The 23,675-nt window shown below is 57.4% G+C and carries 24 protein-coding genes; 16 read left to right on the top strand and 8 right to left on the bottom strand.

Annotated features, from left to right (window positions below; translation table 11 throughout):
• Nucleotides 1-23 precede the first annotated feature (23 nt).
• The 7 genes from sauS (at nt 24) to AC2FEE_RS00680 (ending at nt 6,547) form a co-directional block, all read left to right on the top strand.
• Entirely contained in the window at nt 24-1,445 is a 1,422-nt protein-coding gene (gene sauS, locus AC2FEE_RS00710; RefSeq protein ID WP_496862384.1) for an acylating sulfoacetaldehyde dehydrogenase, read from the top strand.
• Nucleotides 1,442-2,959 carry a class I adenylate-forming enzyme family protein gene (locus tag AC2FEE_RS00705; protein ID WP_496862382.1) on the top strand — a complete coding sequence of 506 codons (1,518 nt, stop codon included), beginning with the start codon at nt 1,442-1,444 and terminating at the stop codon, nt 2,957-2,959. Before sauS ends, AC2FEE_RS00705 begins: the two co-directional genes overlap by 4 nt.
• Nucleotides 2,960-3,674: 715 nt before the next feature.
• On the top strand, nt 3,675-5,120 hold the full coding sequence (locus AC2FEE_RS00700) for a COG3904 family protein (protein WP_496862381.1): 1,446 nt from the start codon (nt 3,675-3,677) through the stop codon (nt 5,118-5,120).
• Nucleotides 5,117-5,512, top strand: a complete 396-nt coding sequence (locus AC2FEE_RS00695) for a hypothetical protein (RefSeq protein ID WP_496862380.1) — start codon at nt 5,117-5,119, stop codon at nt 5,510-5,512. Before AC2FEE_RS00700 ends, AC2FEE_RS00695 begins: the two co-directional genes overlap by 4 nt.
• Entirely contained in the window at nt 5,509-5,931 is a 423-nt protein-coding gene (locus tag AC2FEE_RS00690) for a hypothetical protein (RefSeq protein ID WP_496862379.1), read from the top strand. Before AC2FEE_RS00695 ends, AC2FEE_RS00690 begins: the two co-directional genes overlap by 4 nt.
• Entirely contained in the window at nt 5,932-6,069 is a 138-nt protein-coding gene (locus AC2FEE_RS00685) for a hypothetical protein (protein WP_496862378.1), read from the top strand.
• 205 nt (nt 6,070-6,274) lie between these two features.
• Nucleotides 6,275-6,547 carry a hypothetical protein gene (locus AC2FEE_RS00680; RefSeq protein WP_496862377.1) on the top strand — a complete coding sequence of 91 codons (273 nt, stop codon included), beginning with the start codon at nt 6,275-6,277 and terminating at the stop codon, nt 6,545-6,547.
• Between the two features lie 107 nt (nt 6,548-6,654).
• Here the strand turns inward: AC2FEE_RS00680 and AC2FEE_RS00675 are convergent, their stop codons facing one another.
• From AC2FEE_RS00675 to AC2FEE_RS00665, 3 genes are all read right to left on the bottom strand, one after another.
• Entirely contained in the window at nt 6,655-6,885 is a 231-nt protein-coding gene (locus AC2FEE_RS00675) for a hypothetical protein (protein WP_496862375.1), read from the bottom strand.
• Between the two features lie 104 nt (nt 6,886-6,989).
• A complete protein-coding gene (locus tag AC2FEE_RS00670) occupies nt 6,990-7,208 on the bottom strand; it encodes a hypothetical protein (protein ID WP_496862374.1) in 219 nt (72 codons plus the stop codon).
• 275 nt (nt 7,209-7,483) lie between these two features.
• Complete coding sequence (locus AC2FEE_RS00665; protein ID WP_496862373.1) at nt 7,484-8,098, bottom strand: TetR/AcrR family transcriptional regulator; 615 nt, start codon at nt 8,096-8,098, stop codon at nt 7,484-7,486.
• Nucleotides 8,099-8,238: 140 nt separating this feature from the next.
• Between AC2FEE_RS00665 and AC2FEE_RS00660 the strand changes: the two genes are divergently transcribed.
• The 7 genes from AC2FEE_RS00660 (at nt 8,239) to AC2FEE_RS00630 (ending at nt 17,089) form a co-directional block, all read left to right on the top strand.
• Nucleotides 8,239-8,703, top strand: a complete 465-nt coding sequence (locus AC2FEE_RS00660) for a (2Fe-2S)-binding protein (RefSeq protein WP_496862372.1) — start codon at nt 8,239-8,241, stop codon at nt 8,701-8,703.
• Nucleotides 8,704-8,706: 3 nt separating this feature from the next.
• A complete protein-coding gene (locus AC2FEE_RS00655) occupies nt 8,707-10,893 on the top strand; it encodes a xanthine dehydrogenase family protein molybdopterin-binding subunit (RefSeq protein ID WP_496862370.1) in 2,187 nt (728 codons plus the stop codon).
• Nucleotides 10,894-11,030: 137 nt separating this feature from the next.
• Complete coding sequence (locus AC2FEE_RS00650; protein ID WP_496862369.1) at nt 11,031-12,350, top strand: glutamine synthetase family protein; 1,320 nt, start codon at nt 11,031-11,033, stop codon at nt 12,348-12,350.
• A 58-nt stretch (nt 12,351-12,408) separates the two neighbouring features.
• The gene (locus tag AC2FEE_RS00645; RefSeq protein WP_496862367.1) at nt 12,409-13,089 is read left to right on the top strand and encodes a type 1 glutamine amidotransferase; all 681 of its coding nucleotides are present in this window, start codon (nt 12,409-12,411) and stop codon (nt 13,087-13,089) included.
• On the top strand, nt 13,089-14,447 hold the full coding sequence (locus tag AC2FEE_RS00640; RefSeq protein WP_496862366.1) for a glutamine synthetase family protein: 1,359 nt from the start codon (nt 13,089-13,091) through the stop codon (nt 14,445-14,447). The genes AC2FEE_RS00645 and AC2FEE_RS00640 overlap by 1 nt, the downstream gene beginning before the upstream one ends.
• 9 nt (nt 14,448-14,456) lie before the next feature.
• Nucleotides 14,457-15,761 carry an NAD(P)/FAD-dependent oxidoreductase gene (locus AC2FEE_RS00635; RefSeq protein ID WP_496862364.1) on the top strand — a complete coding sequence of 435 codons (1,305 nt, stop codon included), beginning with the start codon at nt 14,457-14,459 and terminating at the stop codon, nt 15,759-15,761.
• A 113-nt stretch (nt 15,762-15,874) separates the two neighbouring features.
• Nucleotides 15,875-17,089, top strand: coding sequence for a DegT/DnrJ/EryC1/StrS family aminotransferase (locus AC2FEE_RS00630; RefSeq protein ID WP_496862363.1), 1,215 nt, complete (start codon nt 15,875-15,877; stop codon nt 17,087-17,089).
• A gap of 3 nt (nt 17,090-17,092) precedes the next feature.
• Here AC2FEE_RS00630 and AC2FEE_RS00625 read toward each other — a convergent pair whose 3' ends face one another.
• From AC2FEE_RS00625 to AC2FEE_RS00610, 4 genes are all read right to left on the bottom strand, one after another.
• A complete protein-coding gene (locus tag AC2FEE_RS00625) occupies nt 17,093-17,854 on the bottom strand; it encodes a trypsin-like serine peptidase (protein ID WP_496862362.1) in 762 nt (253 codons plus the stop codon).
• 11 nt (nt 17,855-17,865) lie between these two features.
• Entirely contained in the window at nt 17,866-18,420 is a 555-nt protein-coding gene (gene phaR / locus AC2FEE_RS00620) for a polyhydroxyalkanoate synthesis repressor PhaR (protein WP_496862361.1), read from the bottom strand.
• A gap of 134 nt (nt 18,421-18,554) precedes the next feature.
• A complete protein-coding gene (locus AC2FEE_RS00615; RefSeq protein WP_480557286.1) occupies nt 18,555-19,001 on the bottom strand; it encodes a phasin family protein in 447 nt (148 codons plus the stop codon).
• Nucleotides 19,002-19,132: 131 nt separating this feature from the next.
• A complete protein-coding gene (locus AC2FEE_RS00610) occupies nt 19,133-20,935 on the bottom strand; it encodes a PHA/PHB synthase family protein (RefSeq protein WP_496862360.1) in 1,803 nt (600 codons plus the stop codon).
• 114 nt (nt 20,936-21,049) lie between these two features.
• On the opposite strand from AC2FEE_RS00610, the gene phaZ reads away from it, so the two are divergent.
• Nucleotides 21,050-22,321, top strand: a complete 1,272-nt coding sequence (gene phaZ / locus AC2FEE_RS00605) for a polyhydroxyalkanoate depolymerase (protein ID WP_496862359.1) — start codon at nt 21,050-21,052, stop codon at nt 22,319-22,321.
• A 5-nt stretch (nt 22,322-22,326) separates the two neighbouring features.
• On the top strand, nt 22,327-22,911 hold the full coding sequence (locus AC2FEE_RS00600) for a DUF6151 family protein (RefSeq protein WP_496862358.1): 585 nt from the start codon (nt 22,327-22,329) through the stop codon (nt 22,909-22,911).
• Here AC2FEE_RS00600 and AC2FEE_RS00595 read toward each other — a convergent pair.
• On the bottom strand, nt 22,902-23,618 hold the full coding sequence (locus tag AC2FEE_RS00595) for an alpha/beta fold hydrolase (RefSeq protein WP_496862357.1): 717 nt from the start codon (nt 23,616-23,618) through the stop codon (nt 22,902-22,904). The genes AC2FEE_RS00600 and AC2FEE_RS00595 overlap by 10 nt on opposite strands.
• Nucleotides 23,619-23,675 lie beyond the last annotated feature (57 nt).

The raw sequence follows: 23,675 nt of genomic DNA, 5'->3' as shown, positions 1-23,675 counted from the left end.
CCGAACAAAAATCGAGGACCAAGATGAACGCTCAGGACGAGATTTCCCCAGAAATCGCTGAAATAGATCGTATCGTAACGCAAGCTCGTGCGGCCCAAGAGGCCTTTGAAGCTCATGGTAGCCAGGCGCTTTATGACAAAGCAGCTCTCGCAGTGGGGTGGGCCATTATGGAGCCAGAACGCAACCGGACGTTGGCCGAGACCGCCGTTAAAACCACCGGACTGGGGAATGTTCTCGACAAGATTACAAAAAACCACCGTAAGACATTGGGGCTTTTGCGAGATATCGCTGAGGTAAAAACCCACGGCATCATCAGCGACGACCCGAAAACCGGCATTACCGAGATTGCGCGTCCTATCGGCGTGGTCGGCGCGGTTGTGCCATCGACTAACCCCGCGGCAACACCCGCGAACAATATCATCAATGCGCTCAAAAGCGGCAACTCCATCGTGGTGGCACCGTCACCCAAGGGCGTGGCGTCTTGCGAGATGTTGATTGACTACATCCATTCTGAATTCGACAAGCTGGGGTTGGATCGCAATCTAGTTCAGATGATCCCCGCGCCCGGATCCAAGACTAAGACGCAACGGTTGATGGAAACTGTTGATCGGGTGATCTGCACCGGAAGCCAGAACAATGTTCACCGCGCACAATCCTGCGGTACGCCAGCTGTGGCAGTTGGCGCTGGCAACGTGACAGTGATTGTAGACGAGACTGCTGACTTGCAGGCAGCCGCGGCCAAGATTACGGCCTCAAAGTGTTTTGATAACGCGACGTCCTGTTCTTCTGAAAATGCCGTGGTCGTTGTTGATGCGATCTATGACGCGTTCGTTGCCGCAATGGCCAGCGAAGGCGGTGCCTTGGTGCCGTCCTCCGAAGCACGTGACATCGTGGCCCGGCTTTGGCCCGATGGTCATCTCAACCGTTCTGCCATAGCGCAGGATGCCGACAAAATGCTCGAAGCCTTGGGGATGGCGGGAAAAGTGCCTGAAGGGACCAAGTATCTGGCCGTGGAGACGGACGGGATAGGCCCAGATCATCCTCTGTCCGGCGAAAAACTCAGTCGGGTTTTGGCTCTCTATCGCGCGGCAGATTTCGAAGAGGCCAAGGCAATTGCCGCTCGCATTCTGGAACATCAGGGGGCAGGACATTCGGTCGGCATCCATACTGATGACGACACCCGCGCTGTCGGGTTGGGACGTGATTTGCCCACCTGTCGGGTTATCGTAAACCAGGCGCACACCTTTGCCACAGGTGGCAGTTTCACCAATGGCATGCCGTTTTCGCTTTCGATGGGCTGCGGCAGTTGGGGCGGGAATTCCATCGATACCAACCTGCATTGGCGGCATTTTGTCCAAACTACCAAGGTCGTGCGTGAAACACCTCCGCGTGAACCCAATCCGGAAGAGATATTCGGCGACTATTGGTCGGAGGTCGGCCAATGATGGAACCGCCGAAAGGAACCATCCGCGATTGGCTGGACTACAGAGCAACTCAGGGAGGAACCGGTTTTGTTTTCCCCGATGGGGCACCGGATTTGAGCTGGGGTGAATTGCGCGAGTCGGCCCGCCGAATAGCGGTCATGTTGACCGGGTCGGGTGTGGCAAAAGGTGAAAGCGTTGCGATCCTCTACCCTAATTGCCGCGAAGCGCTGGAGGTCTTGTTCGGCGTTCTCTACGGCGGATTCCGGGCAACGATGATTAACCTTGTCGCGGGCGACAGCGCTGTAGCCTATGCGCTGGAACATAGTGGTGCACGTTATGGTTTCGTGCATACCGGACAAGCGGAATTGTTCGAACGGACAGCAGACCCCTCCAGTATCACTCAGTTGCACGTTACAGGCGCTGCCGCTACCGATGACGGTGGTAACCTGCACAGTATCTCGTCCAATAGTCATGCCCTGTTGATGTACACATCCGGAACAACCGGGCGCCCCAAGGGTGTGGTTCACACTCATTCCAGCCTGCTGGCAGGGGGCTGGACAACAGCAGTTGCTCACAAGTTGACCGAGGTTGATCGCGGATTTTGTGTATTGCCGATCTACCACATCAACGGGCTATGCGTGACAATCATGGGAACGCTTGTGTCAGGCGGGTCTTTGGCCATGTGCGAACGGTTTTCGGCCAGCAGGTTCTGGGACAATTTAGGTAAGGTTGAAGCAACGTGGTTTTCGGTCGTGCCGACCATCATTTCTCACTTGCTGCACTCGGATACAAAACCGGATGCGCAAACCCGCGAACGTGTGCGTTTCGGTCGTTCTGCTTCATCCGCATTGGCACCGGATGTTCAGCGGGCCTTTGAAGACCGTTTCGAAATCCCAATTGTGGAAACTATGGGGTTGACGGAAACCGCCGCGCAGATCCTGTCCAATCCTCTGCCACCGGGCGTTCGCAAAATTGGTTCTCCGGGTATCGCATTTGGCAACGAGGCAGCAGTGTTCGACACAAACCTTCAACCTGTTCCTCACGGCACGGAAGGTGAATTGGTCATTCGTGGACCAAATGTGATGCTGGAGTACCTCAACGACCCCGATGCAACTGCAGGCACGTTTAGTTCTGATGGTTGGTTGCGAACCGGTGATCTCGCACGCATGGACGAGGACGGCTACGTTTTTGTCACTGGTCGGCTGAAAGAGCTGATCATCAAGGGCGGTGAAAATATTGCGCCGCGTGAAATAGACGAGGCACTTTATTCTCATCCGGATGTTGTTGAAGCAGCAGCTTTTGCACGCCCCTGCGACAGCTACGGTGAAACTGTCGAAGCCGCTGTAAAAATTCGAGAGGGTTCTGAACTGACGCCGAATAGCCTGTCGAGAATTTGCGAAGCTCAACTGGGTCGCTTCAAGTCCCCCGATGAAGTTCATATCTTGTCTGATCTTCCGAAAGGCCCCTCGGGAAAAATTCAAAGAAACAGGATACTCGAGATCGTTAGTGAGAAAGCTGAAAACCAGAAGACTTAGGCCCAACGACTATTCAGTTGACCACGTCCTGTTGAGCAGGGTTTGGCAGTGAAACTCATAGTAGGATGCGCACGGGCTGGTCGTTCGCTAAACCTTTGGTGACGGACAGAAAATCTAAGTTTTAGACACCTGCCGCAAACAATCGGAGAACAGGTTGGGAAAAGGCTGCTGCAATTGCTAAGGGTAAGTGAGGGCGCTCTGAGAAACGTGCGCCCTTGGCCCCGGTTTCAGTTAGTCCTGAATTTGCATTTCCGTGTCGATGCAGAGATTGATTGCCCCCACCGGCAATGGCTCAACTCCAAGTACTTAGGGATCATCAATGGTACCCGTGGCCGCCAAACCGATGTTGCTGGTCAGTGTTCAGTTCAATTTCCCACTGAAAACACAAGTGCAGTTGGCGGGGTTTGGCAGCACGATGGTTTTGCGGGACTATGTCACGCCTCCCGCAGAAACACCCTGCCCCGCAAAGAACCAACCAAAAGTTTCAGCCTGAATATCCGGTGCCTCGTGAGGGAGACCGCAACGCGTGACACAATGGATGAAAACACCATGCGTAGGTTAGCGATAGTGGAGAGCCACTGGCGCGGCACAGTAGAAGCAAGTTCATAACCTCACGAAAAGGATGATTACCTCACTGACATTGCAATGCATGGTTGATTGCATTCGGATTTCGCGTTTAGAAGCAAAGGAATGCCACAAATAAGAGAACCCTTCTGTGACCAATCGCCTCTATCTTACGACCGCTCTTTTTTTGTCAACATGGTTCCCACTTGCCACCGTTCACGCCGCAGAAGTAACCAAAATCCCGAACGAGGAAATGCGTTGCTATCTGTCGGTTCAAGGTCCGATCGAAGCAGGAGACGCTGACAGAATTCGCGAAGCCATGGCAAGTTTTTCTGCCGACCACCCCGAAGAGGCAAACCTTTACTACCCCAATTCGATGAATAGCTGGAAGAAAGTCTGTTTCGATAGCCCCGGGGGGAGTTTCTCAGAAGGTGTCAAGATCGCCCAGTATTTGTTGGGCGAGCAGATCGGAAGTGCCGTTCCAAAAGATGCCCAATGCCTTTCGGCCTGTGCGGTGGCGTTTATGGGTGGAACAAATGATACTAAAGGTGATGGGGGCCTAATTCCCTTCCGCCAAATGCATCCACTTGGCAGCTTGGGCTTCCACGCACCTTTTATCGAGGTCCCTGAGCGCGAGTACTCGGCACAGATTGTTCAGCAGGCATTTGAAGTGGCGCTGGCAAACATTGGCTTCCTCTTGGAACGAGGAGATCAGATGAACATTCAGCGCAGTCTCGTCTTGCGCATGCTGAATACGCCCAGCGACGAAATGCTTCATGTGAGTACCGTTGGTGAAGCCTCACGTTGGGGTATTGCCATCGCCCCTGTCGCGCCGCAAGACGAGCTTGATGCGGTCTCGGTGATCAATGCCTGCTACAACCATGAGTTTTTTCTCCAGGACAACCTGTTGCCAATTTTTGCCAAAGCAGAAGACGTGGCGATCAAAAGCGAAGGCTCGGCGACGACCGGCACGCTGCCCGACGGTTTTCGCGGAGAGCGAGCGATGCCTTGCCAAATCTTCCAGTCAGCAGTCTCGGAATATGATCGCTATGGTCCTCTGACACATCGCGCCATCCACTCGATCACCGAGTATGAAGGGGTCTATCCTTACCAAATGTACGACCCGCAAACGCCGATCACTGCGCTTTACAACCCCGATGGTAAGCCACCTGCCCGAATTGCGAGAATTGAAAAAAGCATTGATGCCGAGGCTGTTTGCCTGACGTTCACCGATGGCAGGTTGAACGATCAGGAACCTTGCCGTTGGGAAGCCGTGAAGACCAGGCACGCTGATTTGTCCGTAGAAAACGTCTGGCGGTTCCATTGGCCATCGGGCAGCCAGACCGTTGTGGAAAAAGCGATATCCGGGACAAGTCAGGCCGACACGTTGAACGGATCCCCGGCGCAAAAAATCGAGAGCTGGGACCTGCCGGAAGAAGCAAGCATGGCGATCAACGATGCGGCCCAGACCCTGACCGCTCCTGAAGATGGCTGGCTCAACAAAGACTGTTGGCTAAGCAGCGCAACGGAGCGCATGTTTTGCATCGGCAGCTTCAGCGTGGCCGGATTCAAGTCCATGGAAGAGTTTACAGAATGACTTCAACTATCAGGATTCTACTGCTGAGCGCCACAACCCTAGTGCCGGGCCTTGCCGCCGCACAGGACGACGCATTCTTCCTCATGTCTGGCGCTCAAATCGATTGCCTTGCCAAAAATGCGGACCGCTACCTGTCTTCCCCTGAGGACACTTTGTTCATCAGGCCCGGTGACTGCGGATCCGAGCGAACCGGCGAGACTATTAGCTTCATGGAGATGACGTTGAATGCCGCGCCAGACATCAGGATCGTTGAAGAGCAGGATATTCCCGACGAAGTCGTTGTTCTGACCCGCGAAGATCTGGCCTGTATTGCGGGTCAAACCTTGCCAGCTGTTGCAAGCCTCGTCGCCTTTTACCCCGATGGCTGCCGCGTGGTGGTTAGGGCACCATGAGGACACAACTCGCCAGTTTTGACAAGATCGCGGACATCAGCTTCAAGGTTTTCAGCATCATAGCGATCTGCTTTGGCGGATTGCGCTATTTTCAGGAACGCAGCGAGATCGCGCATAAAGAGGCCCAAAGCAGATCTCTGTCCTATATTGAAGAGTATGGCAGCGAGAGATATGTGGCGGCCCGTCTGACCCTACATGACTTTTGGTCCCAGCGTCCGGAACTGGTCCGGTTGCTGACAAATGGAAGAATTTCAGAGAGGGCTTACCGGGCCGCTCTCAGCCAGGAAGTTTTCCGGCACGAGGCCGACCATCAGATACGCGAAGCGCTTGTCCTGTTAGACAACTTCTACAGCCAGGTGACTTTCTGTCACAGAACCGAGCTTTGCGACGCAACTATTCTGAGTGATTTCTTCTGCTAGGTGGCGCGATCCGAAGCGGTGGCCTACGTTCCTTTCTTCGACCGAATGGCTGCCGAGACCGGTGACAGCGACTTGGGCGATGACTTGTCTGACTTTGGAGCACATTGTGCCTCGACAATCGGGAAACCTTCGAAATGACACAGCGCAGCAATCGAATGCTGCGCTTCGTTGCTCGTTCTCCCCTGAGAAAAACGTGATGCACTCCGGTATCTGCCAGGAGCGGACGGCGGGCACCTGTGCAGGGCACCGCACCTCCCGTCGTCATTCGCACTTCAAGAAATAGGTATTCAACTCGGGATTTCTTCACCGCGTTTGAACCGGCTTGCCCCTCGCCGAAATCGAAGTGAATAAGCAATCAGCCTTGCGCGACCAACTGGTCCATCAGACGAAACTCCAGCGCGCCTACCACCGGATTGAAAACTTCAACGTATTCCATGATCTCACCGGATTTGTTGAATTTGAAGGTCGAATACTAGTTATTGCCGTACCAACCCGCGTCATTCTTCAGCTTGATCCGACCGGTGTAGCGAACGAACGCCCCTGCCCGTCATCCATCGCGCAGAGATCGTGGACCGGGAAGATCATGCCGTCAAAGTCCGGCAAGGCCCGCGACTAATAGGTCTAAATCGCAAATCGACCTTTGGCGCCGGTTGGAAAGACACCGCAGTGATAGGCGTTGATACGTACGCTCCTATCGGCGAACAGAGCGGCATCTTCAGCTTCCTACGCCTTTAGAAAGGCGCGCACGGTGGCTTTGTTACATTCGGCACCTTCGGGACCGGCTGCCTGGATGATCTGACCAACGGCGGTCGCGGCGCCGCGGATGGTCCAGACTACGGTCACGACAACGACCGGCAGTTTCCGCCCCCCATACTCTTCGGACAGGAAGAGCATACCCGACAGCGTTGCATCTTCGCTTTCGAGTGTTACCGCGCGGGTTTCAACCTGCGCCACTGCGGCGATGGAGCCCTTTGCAGCGCGGAGGTTCCAGGGGCAGTTTTTTCGTTGCCGTGTCTCCTGATCTCATGCGGTGAGAACCTCACCTGATGATCAGAAACCTACACTGCGCACAGGTTGGGGTCCGAGAATTGCGGCAAGTATTCGATCAGCATTAGCTCCTGCAGCAGCCCAAGTACGGATTGCGCGACTTTCTCGACTTGTTTGCGGGTTGATGGTGATAAAGATGACATTCGGTTTTCGAACCAGCACCAGCCGGACCAAGTTCCCGCAAGTTTGAAGATGATGCCATGCAAGTTGAAGGTGATATCCCGCAGCATTCTGTTGCGTCTTTTCTGTATTCGATGCGGCTTGGGATGCAGGTTCTGCAGTACATGATGCTCGCCCAACACATCCTCGGGCGTTCAGCCTGGATCGGCCTGAAAGCAGCAGACCGACATCAACGCCGCCGCCGACATATCCGCGGCGTCTTCGCTGTTCAGCAACGGAGCTGACGAGTAGATCTCGTCATGTAACCGCAGCAAGGTTACCTGCTCTTTAACGTTGAGACGGACAGGTTTCGGAGCATGGCAGGGTTGGGCCGATTACCCTGCACCTACTCTGACACCTGCGAACCATAGCGGCTGAGGATCATGTCGATGCTGCTTTCAATGGTGGCGGTCATTTCCGATTCGCTCAGCACGTCACCGGTGAACATCATCGGCCAGAATGCCTTGGCTTTGATCAGGCCAATGAATTCCTGCCCGGCTCGTTCCGGGTCTTCGATCTGCAGCTGCCCGTCATCTGCGGCATCTTTCAGCATGGTGACAAAGATCCGTGTCTTGTCCAGCTTGCCCTGAGCTACTGCCGCCATCTCGGGGTTGCGCAAAGTTTCGCTGATCACCATCCGCGCCATGGCGATAACTTCGGGCATCATCAGTATCCGCCCCTCGGCCCAGGCAAGCTCGGTCAATTGCTCGCGGATATCACGGCCTGGCTTGTACCTGATATCGCGTACGGCAGCGAACCGATTGGACAGCTCGATCACGATCGAACGAAACAGATTTTCCTTGCTTTCGAAATACTTGTACAGCGTGCGCTTGGATACCTCGGCGCGGGCGGAAATGCGGTCCATGCTGGCGGCTGCGAATCCCTTTTCCTGGAATTCAGCCACGGCAGCTTCGATGATCTGGGCCTGTTTGGACGCGTTTGGTGCGCAGCAATCGCTCATGTTTCAAAGCTATAGACCCATTGACAGAGCAACGTCAAACACTAGGTAAACCCACGGGTTTACAAAGGCGAAAACGCCGCATACGGTAAACCCGCGAGTTTACCGACTCAGGTAACCAGCCCAACACGGAGAGTCCCCTCATGGCTTTGACCTTGAAACTGAACGGCGCGACCCACACGGTCGATGCCGAACCCGGCACACCCCTGCTGTGGGTGATCCGGGATGAGCTTAAGCTGACCGGAACCAAATTCGGTTGCGGCGTTGCATCCTGCGGCGCCTGCACCGTGCATCTGAATGGTGAGCCTGTGCGCTCGTGCCAAACTTTTATCGAAGACTTCGAAGATGCCGAGATTACCACGATCGAAGCGGTCGGTGACGACAAGATTGGTGCGGCCGTCCAGCAGGCCTGGGTCGAACTGGACGTGGTTCAGTGCGGTTATTGCCAGTCGGGTCAGGTGATGTCGGCGGTCGGACTGCTGTCCGAAAACCCGAAGCCATCAACCGAAGAGATTGACGAATACATGTCCGGCAACGCCTGCCGCTGTGCCACCTATCAACGCATTCGCGCCGGTATCCAGCGCGCATCTGAAATCCTGGAGGCCTGATCCATGACCATCAACACCTCCCGCCGTGGATTTCTGAAAGGTGCCGCTGCTGCCGGTGCCGTTCTGCTGGTTGGCACGCGTCCCGATGGGGTTCTTGCGGCGGCCTCATCCGAGACTGCTCAGTTCAACCCATTCGTGAAGATAGATGCCGATGGCACCGTCACCGCCATCGTCAAACACTTTGAAAAGGGTCAGGGCCCTGCGACCGGCCTGCCGACATTGATTGCCGAGGAAATCGGCCTGACCATGGATCAGATCGAATACGAGTTCGCGCCCTCTGATCCGAGCGTTTACAACAACCTGCTGTTTGGCCCCTTCCAAGGCACCGGTGGCTCGACCGCGATGGCGAATTCGTGGCTGCAATACCGCCAGGCTGGTGCGGCCGCACGCGAGATGCTGATCAACGCCGCCGCCCAAAGCTGGAGCGTGGATGCATCTGGCATCACTATCGAGGAAGGCATCGTCAAGGCGGGCGACAAGTCGGCCCCGATTGCGGATTTCGTGGCCGCAGCTGCACGACTGGTAGCCCCTACTGAGCCGCGCCTGAAAGACCCGTCCGAGTTCCGTCTGATTGGCAATGAAGCCGTCCGCCGCAAAGACTCGGCGATCAAGGGGAACGGTCAGGCGATTTACGCCATGGACGTTCACCTGCCGAACCAGATGGTTGCCATGATCAAGCGACCGGAGTCGAAGGGTGGCATCGCCAAGGGCTTTAACGACAGCGCATCAAAAGAGATCAAAGGCTATATCAACGCAGCCGTTCTACCCAATCAGGCAGGCGTCGCGGTCTATGCCGAAAATACCTGGGCCGCGATTCAGGCACGCGATGCGATTGAAGTCGAATGGGACATGTCCGGCGCCGAAACCCGCGACTCGGACCAGATCAAAGCCGAGATCATGGCCGCACTGGACGCCGATCCCACCTATAACGTGAACAATGCGGATATGGCAGCGGTATCGGCGGCTATCGATGGGGCGGACAAAATCGTTGAAAAGACCTTCTACTTCCCGCTGCTGGCCCACGCGCCGATGGAGCCGCTGAACTGCACCATCGAACAAACCGCCGACGGTGATATTGTCCTGCATGATGGCGCTCAGATGCCGACCGGGCCGCATATGGCCTATCAGCAGATTTTCCAGCTGCCACCCGAGAAAATCCACATCAAGACGATGATGGCCGGTGGCTCGTTCGGACGTCGCGCAACCCCGGACGCGGATTACCAGGTCGAGGCCGCGCTGGCCTTTACGGTCACCGACCGTTCGCGCCCGGTGAAGCTGGTCTGGACACGCGAGGATGACATCCGCAGCGGCTATTACCGCCCTGCTTTCGGCCACAAGGTCCGCGTTGGTCTGGATGCCGAGGGCAATATCGTCGGATGGCAACACCAAGTCGCCGGGCAATCGGTCATCAAAGGTACACCGTTCGAGGCAGCGCTGGTGCATGACGGCATCGATCACAGTTCGATCGAAGGGATTGCCGACAGTCCGTACAAGATCCCCGGCATGGCGCTGGGGCTGACCGATACACCCAAAGCCACGACGGTTCTATGGTGGCGCTCGGTTGGCCATACCCACACCGGCTATACGATGGAAACCATGATGGATCTGGTCGCCGAAGCCACAGGCCGCGACCCGGTCGAGTTCCGTCTGGCGCATCTGGCAGACACCAGTAACGCGGATCAGCAACGCAAAGCGGGTGTGTTGAAACTGGTCGCTGAAAAGGCGGGATGGGGCAACCCTCCGGCTGGTCGCGCACAGGGCATTGCCGTGCACAAGTCCTTTGGGTCCTATGCCGCGCAGGTTGTCGAAGTTTCGGGCGATCCTGAAAGCGGTATCAAGATCGAAAAAGTCACCTGTGCCGTGGATTGCGGAATCGCCGTCAACCCCGACGTGGTGCGGGCGCAGATGGAAGGCGGCATCGGCTACGGTATCGGTCACGTCATGCGCAATCAGATCACCCTGACCGGAGGGGCCGTGGACCAGTTCAACTTCCCTGACTACGAGCCTCTGCGCATCGGTGACATTGCGGAGATCGACGTCCATATCGTGCCGTCCGCCGAAGCGCCGACCGGTGTTGGCGAACCCGGAACGCCCCCCTCGGCCCCGGCTCTTGCCAACGCGATCCGGGCGCTTTCTGGCGTGAAGGTCAGTTCGTTGCCGATGGCGGATAGCGGCGTCAACTTCGTCTGACGCCCTCTCGCTCCGCGCCACCCCCTCTGGCGCGGAGCATATCGTCTGAATCATGCGATCGAATAATTTGATCAAATTTCGTGACAAGGCGCGCGGTCTCGATTACATCTCGGACATCCCGAGTGATGGAGACCACAATGGACCTGAGCGCCCTGCACAGTTTTCGCGTCGCCGCCTGTGACCTCAACGGTCAGATGCGCGGCAAGCGTGTGCCGCCCTCTTACGCCGACAAGCTTAGCAAAGGGACGGTGCGAATGCCATTTTCCGCGCTGAACGTCGACCTGTGGGGGGCAGATATCGACGGCAGTCCTCTGGTTTTCGAATCCGGCGATGCGGATGGAATGTTGCTGCCGACGGATCGCGGACCAGTACCGATGCCGTGGCTGGCGGCGGACACTGCGTTGGTTCCGATGTGTCTGCACGATGACGCGGGTGCGCCTTTTGCCGGAGACCCCCGGCACGCTCTGGCCACGGTGTTGGAGCGCTACGCCCGGCGCGGCTGGTCCGTCATCGCAGCGACCGAGTTGGAATTCACCCTGCTCGATGCTTCGGGCGCGCAACCGCAGCCCCCGATCAACCCGGTGACCGGACGGAGGTTGGCGGATGAATCCGTCCTGTCCATGGCCGAAATGGACGCGTTCGACGTCTTTTTCACTGAGCTTTATGATGGTTGCGCTGCAATGGGCATCCCCGCCCAAACTGCCATTTCCGAAAGCGGCATTGGTCAGTTCGAGATCAACCTGAACCATCAGGACGCCATGCGCTGCGCCGATGATACATGGCTTTTCAAGACCTTGACGCGCGGTCTTGCCCGCAAGCACGGGTTTACGGCCACGTTCATGTCCAAACCTTATGCAGATGATGCGGGCAATGGAATGCATGTGCATTTTTCGGTCGTGGACAATCGCGGCCGCAACGTGTTTGACAATGGCGGCCCTGAGGGCACCGATCTGCTGCGTTGGGCCGTTGCCGGATGTCTGGCGGCGATGCCGGGTTGCACGTTGATTTTTGCGCCACACGGCAATTCCTACACGCGTCTCGTGCCCGGCGCGCACGCCCCTACCGGCGCAAGCTGGGCCTATGAAAACCGCACCGCTGCCCTGCGCATTCCCGGAGGTGCGCCAGCCGCGCGACGGATCGAGCATCGCGTAGCGGGGGGCGACATTAACCCCTACCTGATGCTGGCGGCCGTGCTGGGTGCCGCGATGATTGGGATCGAGAACGAGACCGAACCGCCCGCCCCGATCTCGGGCAACGCTTATGAAATCGGCAACCTGCCGCAACTGGCCGGCGACTGGGCCTCGGCGGTTACCGCCTTCGAGAGTGACCCGCAGGTCGCGCGCATCTTTCACGCCGACCTGATCCGCTTTTTCGCTATGACCAAAAGGCAGGAAATCCGTCGCTTTGATAAGCGCCCGTCGGATGAGCACTGGCTCAGCTATCTCGAAGCGGTTTGACCCCCTTGCCCGCCTTAATTCGGTGGGCTAGAATAAATTTGATCAAATTTGGTGACCCATGAAAATCGGCATCCTAGTGACCGGCCACCCGCCTGACGATTTGCGCGACCAGTTCGGCGCCTATGACGCGATGTTTCGCACGCTTCTGGACGGCAACTGCTTTGAGTTCGAGACCTTTGCGGTCGTGGATAACCAATTCCCCATAAGCGCGGATCAGGCAGATGGCTGGATCATCACCGGCTCACGTCACGGAGCCTATGAGGACCACGCGTGGATTCCTCGGCTTGAAAAGCTTATTCGCGAAATCCAGAAAGGCGGGCGGCCCCTGATCGGCGTCTGCTTCGGCCATCAGATCATTGCGCAGGCACTTGGCGGCAAAGTCGAAAAGTTCTCGGGCGGGTGGGCCGTCGGGCGGACGGATTATGACTATGAAGGGCAGACCGTTTCCCTGAACGCTTGGCATCAGGATCAGGTCGTCGAATTACCCCAAGGTGCCGAGGTGACCGGTTCGAACGCCTTCTGCCGAAATGCCATGGTGGCCTATGGCGACACGATCTGGACCGTTCAGGCGCACCCGGAATACGGTGACAGCTTTATCAAGGGCCTGATGGACACACGCGGCAAAGGCGTAGTACCCGATGACCTGATGCAGGCCGCAACCAACCGCCTGCCCGCCAAGGATGACAACCCCAAGATCGGGCAACACATGGCAAAGTTTCTGAAGAAAGAGAGGGTCTGATGGCCGACTGGAAAGATCAGCTGCCACAGGCAGCCCGGACCTATATTGAAGGCCAGAGACTGGACGAGGTCGAGTGTATTATCTCGGACCTGCCCGGCATCGCGCGCGGGAAGGCGGTGCCTGCGTCAAAATTTGCAAAACAGACCTATTTCCACCTGCCCGACAGCATCTTTTACCAGACCATCACCGGCGATTGGGGTGAGGCTGCGGGCGAGGACGGGTTCATCGAACGGGACATGATCCTCAAACCCGACTTCACGACCGCCTCCGCCGCACCTTGGACTGGTGACTGGACGCTGCAGGTGATCCACGACGCTTATGACCGGGACGAAAACCCGATCCCTTTTAGCCCGCGCAACGTATTGAAACGCGTTGTACAGCTGTATCACGACAAGGGCTGGAAACCGGTTGTTGCGCCCGAGATGGAGTTCTTTCTGGTCGCGCCCAATGTCGACCCGGCGCAAGGCATCAAGCCGATGATGGGCCGCTCGGGCCGTCCGGCGGCTGCGCGTCAGGCCTATTCGATGACCGCAGTGGACGAATTTGGCCCGGTGATCGACGACATTTATGACTTCGCCGAACATCAGGGTTTCGAAATCGACGGTATCACCCAGGAAGGCGGTGCGGGCCAGTTGGAGATCAACCTGCGCCATGGCAACCCGGTCAAGCTGGCCGACGAGGTTTTCTACTTTAAACGCCTGATCCGAGAAGCCGCCCTGCGGCACAACTGCTTTGCCACCTTTATGGCGAAACCGATCGAAGATGAACCGGGTTCGGCCATGCACATCCATCACTCGATCATCGACATGGAAACCGGGCAGAACATCTTTTCCGGGCCTCAGGGCGGTGAGACGGACGCATTTTATCACTTCATTGCCGGGCTACAGAACCACCTGCCCGCAGGTCTGGCGGTGATGGCGCCGTATGTGAACTCGTACCGGCGTTATGTGAAAGACCACGCCGCGCCGATCAATCTGGAATGGGCGCGCGATAACCGCACCACCGGCATTCGCGTACCCCTCTCCGGCCCCGAAGCGCGCCGGGTCGAAAACCGGATCGCCGGAATGGATTGCAACCCCTACCTGGGCATCGCATTGTCGCTGGCCTGTGGCTATCTGGGTCTGACCCAGCAGGAACGCCCGCGCCGCCAGTTCTATGGCGACGCTTACGAAGGCGACGGAGATATCCCGCAGGTCATGGGCAATGCGCTGGACCTGTTCGACGAGGCCACCGCGCTGCACGAGGTGCTTGGTCCCGATTTTGCCCGCGTCTACGGCATCGTCAAACGCGCCGAGTATGAGGAATTCCTGCAGGTCATCTCTCCGTGGGAGCGTGAGCATCTGCTGCTGAACGTCTGAGGCGTGCCGATGAACCTGCTCCATGCCAATGACCGCAAGGCCGAATATCCGGCTAGCTGGTATGCCACGACGGCAAATTCGATGGATCGGTTTCCCGCGCTGTCGGGGGATGTGACGGCGGATGTCTGCGTGGTGGGCGGCGGCTACACCGGCCTGTCGGCCGCGCTGCACCTGGCAGAGGCCGGTTTCGATGTGGTTCTGCTCGAGGCGCACCGGGTGGGGTTTGGTGCGTCTGGCCGCAATGGCGGTCAACTGGGCAGCGCCCAACGGATGGATCAGGAAGACCTCGAGCGGCTGGTCGGGCATGATGACGCGGCAAGGCTTTGGGATCTGGCCGAGGACGCCAAGGATCTGGTCAAATCGCTGATCTCCAAAAATCAGATCGATTGCGACCTGAAACCCGGCGTGGCGGTTCTGGGTCTCAGCTCTGGCGAACAGCAAGAGTTGCACAACCATGCGGCGCATCTAAATGACCGATACGGTTATGACCAAATGGAGTTGCTGGATGAAGGTGCAGGCCAGGCTCTGTGCCCCTCGCCCGCCTATCGCGGCGGTTATTTGGACATGGGAGCCGCGCATCTGCACCCGTTGAATTTTGCGCTGGGACTGGCACAAGCTGCAATGAAGGCCGGCGTGCGTATCCATGAAAAAACTGAGGTCACAGGCGTTGAGGAGACCTCCCCAGCCATCGTGCAGGCCGCACAAGGCAAGGTGACCGCCAACCACGTCATTCTGGCCTGCAACGGGTATCTTGGCGATCTGAACGGCAAAGTGGCATCACGCGTCATGCCGATCAACAATTTCATCGCCGCGACCGAGCCGCTGGGGGCAGATGCCGCCCGGGTTCTGACCCGCGATGTTGCGGTCGCTGACACCAAGTTCGTGGTGAACTATTTCCGTCTCAGCGCCGACAACCGACTGCTGTTCGGTGGGGGTGAGAGCTATGGTTATCGCTTCCCCTCTGACATCGCCGCCAAGGTCCGCAAACCGATGATCGAGATTTTCCCGCATCTGCGCGACGTGAAAATCGACTACGCCTGGGGGGGCACTTTGGCCATCACAATGCGACGTATGCCCTATCTGGTACGTGTTGCACCAAATATCCTGTCGGCCTCGGGCTATTCCGGCCACGGTGTCGGCACAGCCACCCATGCCGGTCAACTGATGGCACTGGCCATACAGGGTCAGGCAGAAGGGTTCGACACCATGGCCCGCGTCCCCGCCTTGCCTTTCCCCGGCGGCCCTGCGCTGCGCAGCCCGCTGCTGGTGCTGGCGATGACGTGGTTTGCACTGCGGGATCGCTTCGGGATCTAACCTAAAGAATTAGCGACAGATTGGTGAAATTTCGCCCATAAGGCGACTGAGGGGTTTTATTGCCCAACAATTACCTTTATCTTTCCCAAAGATAGAATTCGGGAAAACCAAATATGACACTTCCTCCAAACGTGCATGACGCCGAACCCATCCCCGCAGCCGCCCGCGAAGCCATCGACGCCCTGATGCAGTCGGGGGACCTGTTCCGTTATACCGCGCCGCAGGATGCTCCTGTCGCTTTGCTCGAAAGCGAATTCGCAGCTCTTCTGGGCACGAAATACGCCCTGGCTGTTTCTTCCTGCTCGGCCGCTTTGTTCCTGTCGCTGAAGGCGCTCGGCCTGCCACGAGACGCCCGGGTGCTGATCCCCGGCTTCACCTTTGCCGCCGTGCCTTCGTCGATCGTGCACGCAGATTGCATTCCGGTGCTGTGCGAAGTGGCTGAGAACTATCGCATCGACATGGAGGATTTCGCCGCCAAACTTGACGACGTGCAGGCGGTGATCATCAGCCACATGCGCGGCCATACATCCGACATGGACGCAATCATGGCCCTGTGCAACAAGCGCGACATTCCGGTGATCGAAGACGCGGCCCATTCGCTGGGCACCACCTGGCACGGTCGCAACATTGGTACCATCGGCAAGGTCGGCTGTTTCTCGTTCCAGTCCTACAAAATGATCAACGCTGGCGAAGGTGGCATCCTGATCACCGATGACGCCGATCTGGTGGCCCGCGCCGTGATCATGTCCGGCGCCTATGAGCACAACTGGAAAAAGCACAAGGGCCCGCACGGCGACAACTCGGCCGAGTTGGAGGAGGCCTTTGCCCGCTGGCAGAACCAGTTGCCGCTTTACAACCTGCGCATGAGCAACCTGAGCGCCGCCGTGATCCGTCCGCAGATCCCGGAACTGACACGCCGCGTGCGTGACGGGTTGGCAAACCACGACTATGTGGCGGAACGCCTGAACGCATCGGGTTACATCGACGTCCCTGCTCCTCTGACGCCTGAGCGCCGCGCTCCGGATTCGATCCAGTTCAATTTGGTTGGAATGGATGAGGCCGAGATCCGCGCCTTTGCCGCGGCCTCTGAAACACGCGGTGTAAAGGTTCAGGTCTTTGGCCTGAGCGAGGACAACGCCCGCGCCTTCTGGAACTGGCAATTCCTGCCCGAGAAATACGAACTGCCGCAGACACGTGACATGCTGATGAAGGCCTGTGATGTGCGCCTGCCGGTTCGCCTGACACGCGCAGAACTGGATGTGATCGCCGATATCCTGCTGGCCTCGGTGGGTGAAGTGACCGGCCCGGTCCCGGTCTACGGCACCTGACGGCTATTGCGAGCCTAGATCGAACAGTTCCGTCGATAGGAAAAACGCCGTGACCCCATCGGGGGTTGCGGCAACTCGGGACAGGATTGCAGCCACCTGCAAACCGGTGGGCGTTTCCACTAAAAGCGGCGCACCGGAGTCCCCCATCATCACAGGGCAGATCGCCAACATAACGCCGCCCTGATATCGGCGCGGCGGACAGGCTTCGGTTCTACTGAGTATATGTGGCCGCACCCCAGGATACCCTGAGACAAAGGCCGAATTATCCTCAGCTTTCGCAAGCGGTAGAAACCCGACCTGCTGACCTATCGGCTCGCTGAGTTCCAGAACGGCCCAATCCAGATCAGCACGATCGTCGAACGCCCCGTCAATGCCCTGCTCGGGATGCAACCGATACCCCGCTATATCGGACACTGCGGCGGCTGATCCGCGCTGATATCCGGCGGCGAACCGGATGCTCGAGGGCGGAATCCACCGCTGTCGTGGGGTGTTATACAGGCAATGAGCAGCAGTCAGAACCAGCCGATCCGACACCAGAACACCGGTGCAATGGGACCTCTGATCCCGGCTGGCAAAGTTGATCCGCCCGATGGCGCGCCACGGGGCTTGATCCGCATCCAGAATCTCGCGGCTGCGAATAGCGTCACACCCCGCCCCGGACTGGGTACCCAGCCTGCAGACCGGAGACCAGTTTTCCGAATAGACACCCTGCGACAGCGCGGGCTGCATCCAAAGTAACGCGATACTCAGAACCAGCCAGCGCATCTTTGACGCGGTCAGTTCAACTTGGAGAGTTTCTTCTGCAGCTCGGCGAGCTGCTTCTTGATGTCGTCCAGATCTTCTTTTGACTCGGGTTTGTCTTCGCCTTCCTTGGCCGGCCCGGACCAGTTGCCCGACAAACCACCGGTCATCGCCTTCAGAAACGCCTGCTGCTGCGCCTGCATCGCTTCGAACCCCGGCATCTGCGACATGGGATTCATGGCGCTCATGTTTTCCATCATCTTACTTTGGCTTTCCCGCAGCATCTCGAATGAGCTTTGCAGGAATTGCGGCATCATCCCACCGCCCGGGATCATGTAGCTGCGCACCAGATCGTTCAGCACATTCACCGGCAGCACATTCTCGCCCCGGCTTTCATGTTCGGCAATGATCTGTAGCAGGTATTGCCGGGTCAGATCGTCCCCGGTTTTCAGATCGATGATCTGCACCTCGCGCCCGTCGCGGATAAAGGCCGCGATATCTTCCAGCGTGACATAGTCGCTGGTCTCGGTGTTGTACAGCCGACGGCTTGCATAGCGTTTGATCAACAGTGGCTTTTCTTGTTGTGACACCGTTTGCCCTCCCCAAGGATGATGCGTTGCAGCAGAGATTATGCGAGTGCAGAACAAAAAGAAAGGGCAGGTCAAAAGACCTGCCCAACGCGATTGCACCAGATGGGAGGAACGGGTGCGCCTCGCGGCCTTGCTTACTTAGCAGTTGCAGCTTTCTTGGCAGCAGCTGTCACGTCGTTGGTTGCTTTCTTGACGGCAGCGGTTGCGTCTTCAGCAGCTTCTTTGCCTGCAGCCATCAGCAGCTCGACGGTTTCAGTCTGCAGTTTTTTCGCGATTTCAGCGAAAGCAGCCATGTTTTCGGCAGCAACTTCGGCCGAAGCGCTTGCGAAATCGGTTGCGGCTTTTGCGTAGTCAGCCGGCTCGGCCTTTGCTTTCGACATCTCGGTCAGTTTGGACAGGGTGTCCTTGGTCCATTTGTTCGAGATTTCAGCCGACTTTTCAGCAGCTTCCAGAGCAACGCCCGACAGCTTTTCGTTCAGCGAAGCGGTCGACTTGAACGCACCTTCCAGAGCGGTCGTGTCAACGGGGAACGCGCCCATCATTTCTTTCATGGTCGCGGTAAAGTCTTGAGTCTTTGCCATTGTATTAATCCTTTTTGCCGAACCGGGCCCACCCCGGCTTTCATCAGCTTGAGGACAATATGAATGCTGCGCCGCAGCATTTCAAGTTTTTTCTTGCTGCGCCGCAGAATTTCTTAAGTTTCAAAATGAAATCAGCCGTTTGGATTGGCTATAACATAGGTGCCAGGTGCCGGGGCCAAACGAGGATGGTCCGAATCACCGGTATCGCGGGCGGGCACCTGCTTGCCTGAACGCTTCTTCAGCCACGACTCCCACAGGGGCCACCACGAGCCTTCGTGGAAATCAGCCTCTTTCAGCCAGGTGTCGGCATCCGACTTCAAATCCGGGTTTGTGTAGTGACCATATTTTTTCTTGCTGGGCGGATTGATGATGCCCGCGATATGGCCGGATTCCGAAACTACGAAAGTCTTGTTTCGCGACCCCATCTTCTGGACACCGCGGTAACAGTCTTTCCACGCCGCAATATGGTCCGTCTCGCAGGTGATCGCCATCAGTGGCACATCCACGTCGCTGAGTTTCAACTTGTGTCCGAACAGCTCAATCCCATCAGTAGCGAATTCGTTGCGCTGGCAAAGGCCGCGCAGATACTCGACCGTCATCCTGGCAGGAAGGTTGGCCCCGTCGCCATTCCAGAACAGCAGATCAAAGGCCGGTGGCACCTCACCCAGCATATAGCTGCGGATCGCCGGACCATAGACCAGGTCGCGCGAGCGCAGGAAGGACATGGTGCGCGCCATGATCCACGACCGCAGCACGCCAACTTTGTTCACCTCTTCCTCGATCCCGTCGATAAAGTCGTTCTGAAGGAAGGGTGTGAATTCGCCTTGTTCGGAAAAATCCGTCAGCGCGGTAAATAATGTGGCCGACTTGACCGATTTGTCACCGCGCTTTTTCAGCAGAGCCAGCGTCAGGCTCAGTGTGGTGCCGGCGATGCAATATCCGATCGCATTGACCTGCTTGACCTTGCAGATCTTCTTGACCTCTTCGATCGCGGTCAGGAATCCGTCCTGAATATAGTCCTCCATCCCCGTGTCCGCATAGCTTTCATCCGGGTTGATCCAACTGACGACGAACAGGGTATAGCCTTGCTCGGTCACCCATTTGATCAGGCTGTTCTGCGCCTTCAGGTCGAGAATGTAGAACTTGTTGATCCAGGGCGGGAACAGAACGATCGGCGTTTCATGTACCGTTTCGGTCGCGGGCTTGTACTGGATCAGTTCCATCATGCGGTTGCGGAAAACCACGTCACCCGGCGACGTCGCCAGATTGCCACCCACTTCGAACGCGTTTTCGTCCGCCAGTTTCACCACCAGTTCACCATCGTTGGCTTCAAGGTCCGTGACAAGGTTCTCAAGCCCCTTGATCAACGACTGGCCTTCGGTTTCGACGGCCTTTTGCAGCGCGTCCGGGTTTGTCGCCAGAAAGTTCGTGGGCGCCATCATATCTACAATCTGCTGCGAGAAATACTGCAGGCGTTGCCTGTCTTTTGAATCCATATCCTCGACCGAGGCGACGGCCTGGGCGATGGCTTCGGAATTGGTTTGGTATTGCTGGCGGATCAGGCGGAAATAGGGATTGGTTTCCCAAAGGGGGTTGGAAAACCGTTTGTCATCAGGTTTGGACTCTTCGTCTTCGACCTCACCTTTGGTCAACGCCTGTTGCGCTTCGGCAAAATTCAGTACCGATTTCCCCCAGTATTCTATCTGCTGCTCTAGTAGTTTGGCGGGGTTTTGCCACGCTTCAGTCCAATAGGCCGATGCTGCCCTTGCAAAAAGTTCCTGATTCGGGCCGTCCAAAGCAGGGGTATGCGGCGTTTTCACCGCCATGACGTCGATCAACCGTTTGGAGAGTTCCTCGACCTTTTCCATGTTTTCTTTAAGGCGTTCAATGTTTTCTTCAGTCAATTCTGGCACCTGGTCTTCACTTGTTGTCATTTTAACAATTCCCCCCTAACCTCGCTGCTATGCAGAATAACGTCGTGTGTCTCGGGGGGCAAAGCGGCGAATAGTCCGAATATTAAAGGCTGACACGCAGGAGGCCCCTTTTTCATGCGCTACATGATGACTTACGACTTGATGGAAACGATGCGCAACACCAACCAATGGATGGGCGCAACTGCCAGCGCCATTGCATCTTATCCTATGTTCTCCATGGTGCCCAACCCCGCATTTAGCATGATGGCTGCCTGGGGTGAGGTGACCGAGCGGACATTCCAACGCATGGTCGTCAAACCCGATTGGGGCATTCGCACATTCACCTGCGAAGACGGCAAGGATCACCTGGTCGACGTCACCACAGTCGTTGAACGCCCCTTTGGTGACCTGGTCCATTTCCGGGTGAACGGTCGCGAAGAACAGCCCCGCAAGGTTCTGCTGGTTGCGCCGATGTCGGGCCACTATGCAACGCTGCTGCGGTCGACCGTGAAAAGCCTGCTGGTCAACTGCGAGGTTTACATAACCGACTGGCATAACGCGCGCGACATCCCCGTGTCCGAAGGCAAGTTCGATGTTGAGGATTATACTCTCTACCTTGTCGATTTTATGAAAGAGCTTGGCCCGGACACCCATGTTGTGGCCGTCTGCCAACCGGTTCCGCTGACATTGGCCGCGACCGCCTATCTGGCCGAGTTGGAGCCCAAGGCGCAGCCCAGCACCCTGACCCTGGTCGGTGGCCCGGTCGATCCTGACGCCACCCCGACAGACGTGACCGACTTTGGCCGCCGTGTCACCATGGGCCAGTTAGAAGAAACCATGATCCAGCGCGTTGGCTTTAAATACAAGGGAGTTGGCCGCATGGTCTATCCCGGCCTTCTGCAACTGGCGTCGTTCATGTCGATGAATGCGGATCGCCACTCCAAGGCGTTCTCGGACCAGATCCAGCGCGTGATGCGCGACGAGGCCTCGGATCACGATGCCCATAACAGGTTCTACGACGAATATCTGGCCGTCATGGATATGACCGCCGAGTTTTACCTGTCTACGGTCGAGCGTATCTTCAAGAACCGTGAGATCGCGAAGAATGAATTTGTGGTTGCCGGCCACAAGGTCGATATCGGCAAGATTACCGATGTCGCTGTCAAAACGGTCGAAGGCGCCAATGATGACATCTCGGCCCCGGGCCAGTGCATCGCGGCACTGGACTTGTGCACCGGTTTGCCGGATTCGAAAAAGGCCAGCCATGTTGAACCCGGCGCCGGTCACTATGGCATCTTTGCCGGGCGCAGCTGGCGCGACAATATCCGACCGCTGGTGATCGACTTCATGAACGTCAATTCGCGCAAGTCGTCGCGCCGCGCCGCCAACCGCAACAAGGTGGCCTGACCTCCATGCGCAAGAGAACGGCAGAGGAAATGCCCTTCTCCTGCATTTGCGGCACCCTGAGCGGGCATATCACGGCTGCCGGTGTTAAAGCTGGCACCCACGTCGTTTGCTACTGCCACGACTGCCGCGCGGCTCAGCTGTATTTCGGACAACCCGATCCAGCCCCAGGCCCCGTAAATGTCTTGCAAATGAACCCGGAAGACATCCGCATCGACAGTGGGGCGGAACATCTTGCGCTGATGCAGCTTAGCCCCAGGGGGATGCTGCGATGGTACGCGGATTGCTGCAACGCACCGATAGCGACGACGTCACGTACCGCAAAATTCCCCTTCGCCGGATTCATCGTCAAACGTATCCCTGATCCCGGCGCGCTTGGCCCGATCACCACTCTTGGCTTTGTTCCGCAGCCGGACGGCAAACAATCACACGAAAAACTGCGCTACGCGGTGTTTGGACTGCTGACACGCCTGACGAAATCATGGGTGTCTGGCAGTTGGAGAAACACGCCGTTCTTCAACATCGACAAGGGTGAACCCGTGGCGACGCCAACGATCCTCAGCAAGGTTGAACGCGCGAAGTTTTACACATAGGCCGCCCGCGCGGGCGCTCTCAACCATTGGGCCAGCGAGTCATTCACAACATGGGGCGCTTCCAGCGTCGGCAGATGTCCAGCCCCCTCGACGACTTTCAGCTCAGCACCGGGGATCAGGTTCGCCATGAATGCGTGTTTTCGCTGCGGTGTCAGCGTGTCATGCGCGCCGCACAATACCAGTGTCGGCACCGTGATGCGTCGCAGTTCGCCCTGCTGATCCGGGCGCCGTTGCAAGGCACGTATCTGACGTTCGAACACCGCAGGCCCCAGATCCAGCGCCATTTCAATCAGACCGTTCAGAATGGGAATGCGCATTGGCCCGGGGGCCAGCGTATCTGACCCGATGATCCGCCGCATCACGTCCTCGAGCCGCCCCGCCTTAGCCCCGACGAGAAGTTCCTCGCGCGCGGCTGCCAGTTGAGGTGTATCGGCCTGAGCATCCACCGCCATCAGGCACAGGCGCGACACCCGGTCCGGCGCGCGGCGAATAAGCTCAAGTGCCACCACACCACCCATTCCCAGCCCGCCCAGCGCAAAGCGATGCGGCAACTGATCCAGCAGGGTCGAGGCGATCTCTTCTATCCGCTCCCCCAGTGAAACCGGCGCAACCATCACCGCGCGCTGACGCGACAGACTATTGATCTGATGTTCAAAAATCCGTGCGTCGCACATCATTTCGGGCAATAAAACCAGCGGCTCGATCACGCGGGGCCTCGTAATATTCGACCTTTTCGGCCTGTACTCATTGCTAACAGGATGAGA

It is taken from the genome of Ruegeria sp. YTSC199, from assembly GCF_059609725.1.
The sequence above is the reverse complement of the archived record's forward strand: the minus strand, read 5'-3'. Positions and strand labels throughout refer to the sequence as shown.

Coding starts and splice junctions, on each gene's coding strand:
- AC2FEE_RS00615 (WP_480557286.1), bottom strand. CDS start 19,001: ATGGCAAAGACTCAAGACTTTACCGCGACCATGAAAGAAATGATGGGC.
- AC2FEE_RS00660 (WP_496862372.1), top strand. CDS start 8,239: ATGGCTTTGACCTTGAAACTGAACGGCGCGACCCACACGGTCGATGCC.
- sauS (WP_496862384.1), top strand. CDS start 24: ATGAACGCTCAGGACGAGATTTCCCCAGAAATCGCTGAAATAGATCGT.
- AC2FEE_RS00610 (WP_496862360.1), bottom strand. CDS start 20,935: ATGACAACAAGTGAAGACCAGGTGCCAGAATTGACTGAAGAAAACATT.
- AC2FEE_RS00695 (WP_496862380.1), top strand. CDS start 5,117: ATGACTTCAACTATCAGGATTCTACTGCTGAGCGCCACAACCCTAGTG.
- AC2FEE_RS00635 (WP_496862364.1), top strand. CDS start 14,457: ATGAACCTGCTCCATGCCAATGACCGCAAGGCCGAATATCCGGCTAGC.
- AC2FEE_RS00670 (WP_496862374.1), bottom strand. CDS start 7,208: ATGCTGCGGGATATCACCTTCAACTTGCATGGCATCATCTTCAAACTT.
- AC2FEE_RS00625 (WP_496862362.1), bottom strand. CDS start 17,854: ATGCGCTGGCTGGTTCTGAGTATCGCGTTACTTTGGATGCAGCCCGCG.
- AC2FEE_RS00645 (WP_496862367.1), top strand. CDS start 12,409: ATGAAAATCGGCATCCTAGTGACCGGCCACCCGCCTGACGATTTGCGC.
- AC2FEE_RS00640 (WP_496862366.1), top strand. CDS start 13,089: ATGGCCGACTGGAAAGATCAGCTGCCACAGGCAGCCCGGACCTATATT.
- AC2FEE_RS00655 (WP_496862370.1), top strand. CDS start 8,707: ATGACCATCAACACCTCCCGCCGTGGATTTCTGAAAGGTGCCGCTGCT.
- phaZ (WP_496862359.1), top strand. CDS start 21,050: ATGCGCTACATGATGACTTACGACTTGATGGAAACGATGCGCAACACC.
- AC2FEE_RS00690 (WP_496862379.1), top strand. CDS start 5,509: ATGAGGACACAACTCGCCAGTTTTGACAAGATCGCGGACATCAGCTTC.
- AC2FEE_RS00665 (WP_496862373.1), bottom strand. CDS start 8,098: ATGAGCGATTGCTGCGCACCAAACGCGTCCAAACAGGCCCAGATCATC.
- AC2FEE_RS00705 (WP_496862382.1), top strand. CDS start 1,442: ATGATGGAACCGCCGAAAGGAACCATCCGCGATTGGCTGGACTACAGA.
- AC2FEE_RS00630 (WP_496862363.1), top strand. CDS start 15,875: ATGACACTTCCTCCAAACGTGCATGACGCCGAACCCATCCCCGCAGCC.
- AC2FEE_RS00600 (WP_496862358.1), top strand. CDS start 22,327: ATGCGCAAGAGAACGGCAGAGGAAATGCCCTTCTCCTGCATTTGCGGC.
- AC2FEE_RS00650 (WP_496862369.1), top strand. CDS start 11,031: ATGGACCTGAGCGCCCTGCACAGTTTTCGCGTCGCCGCCTGTGACCTC.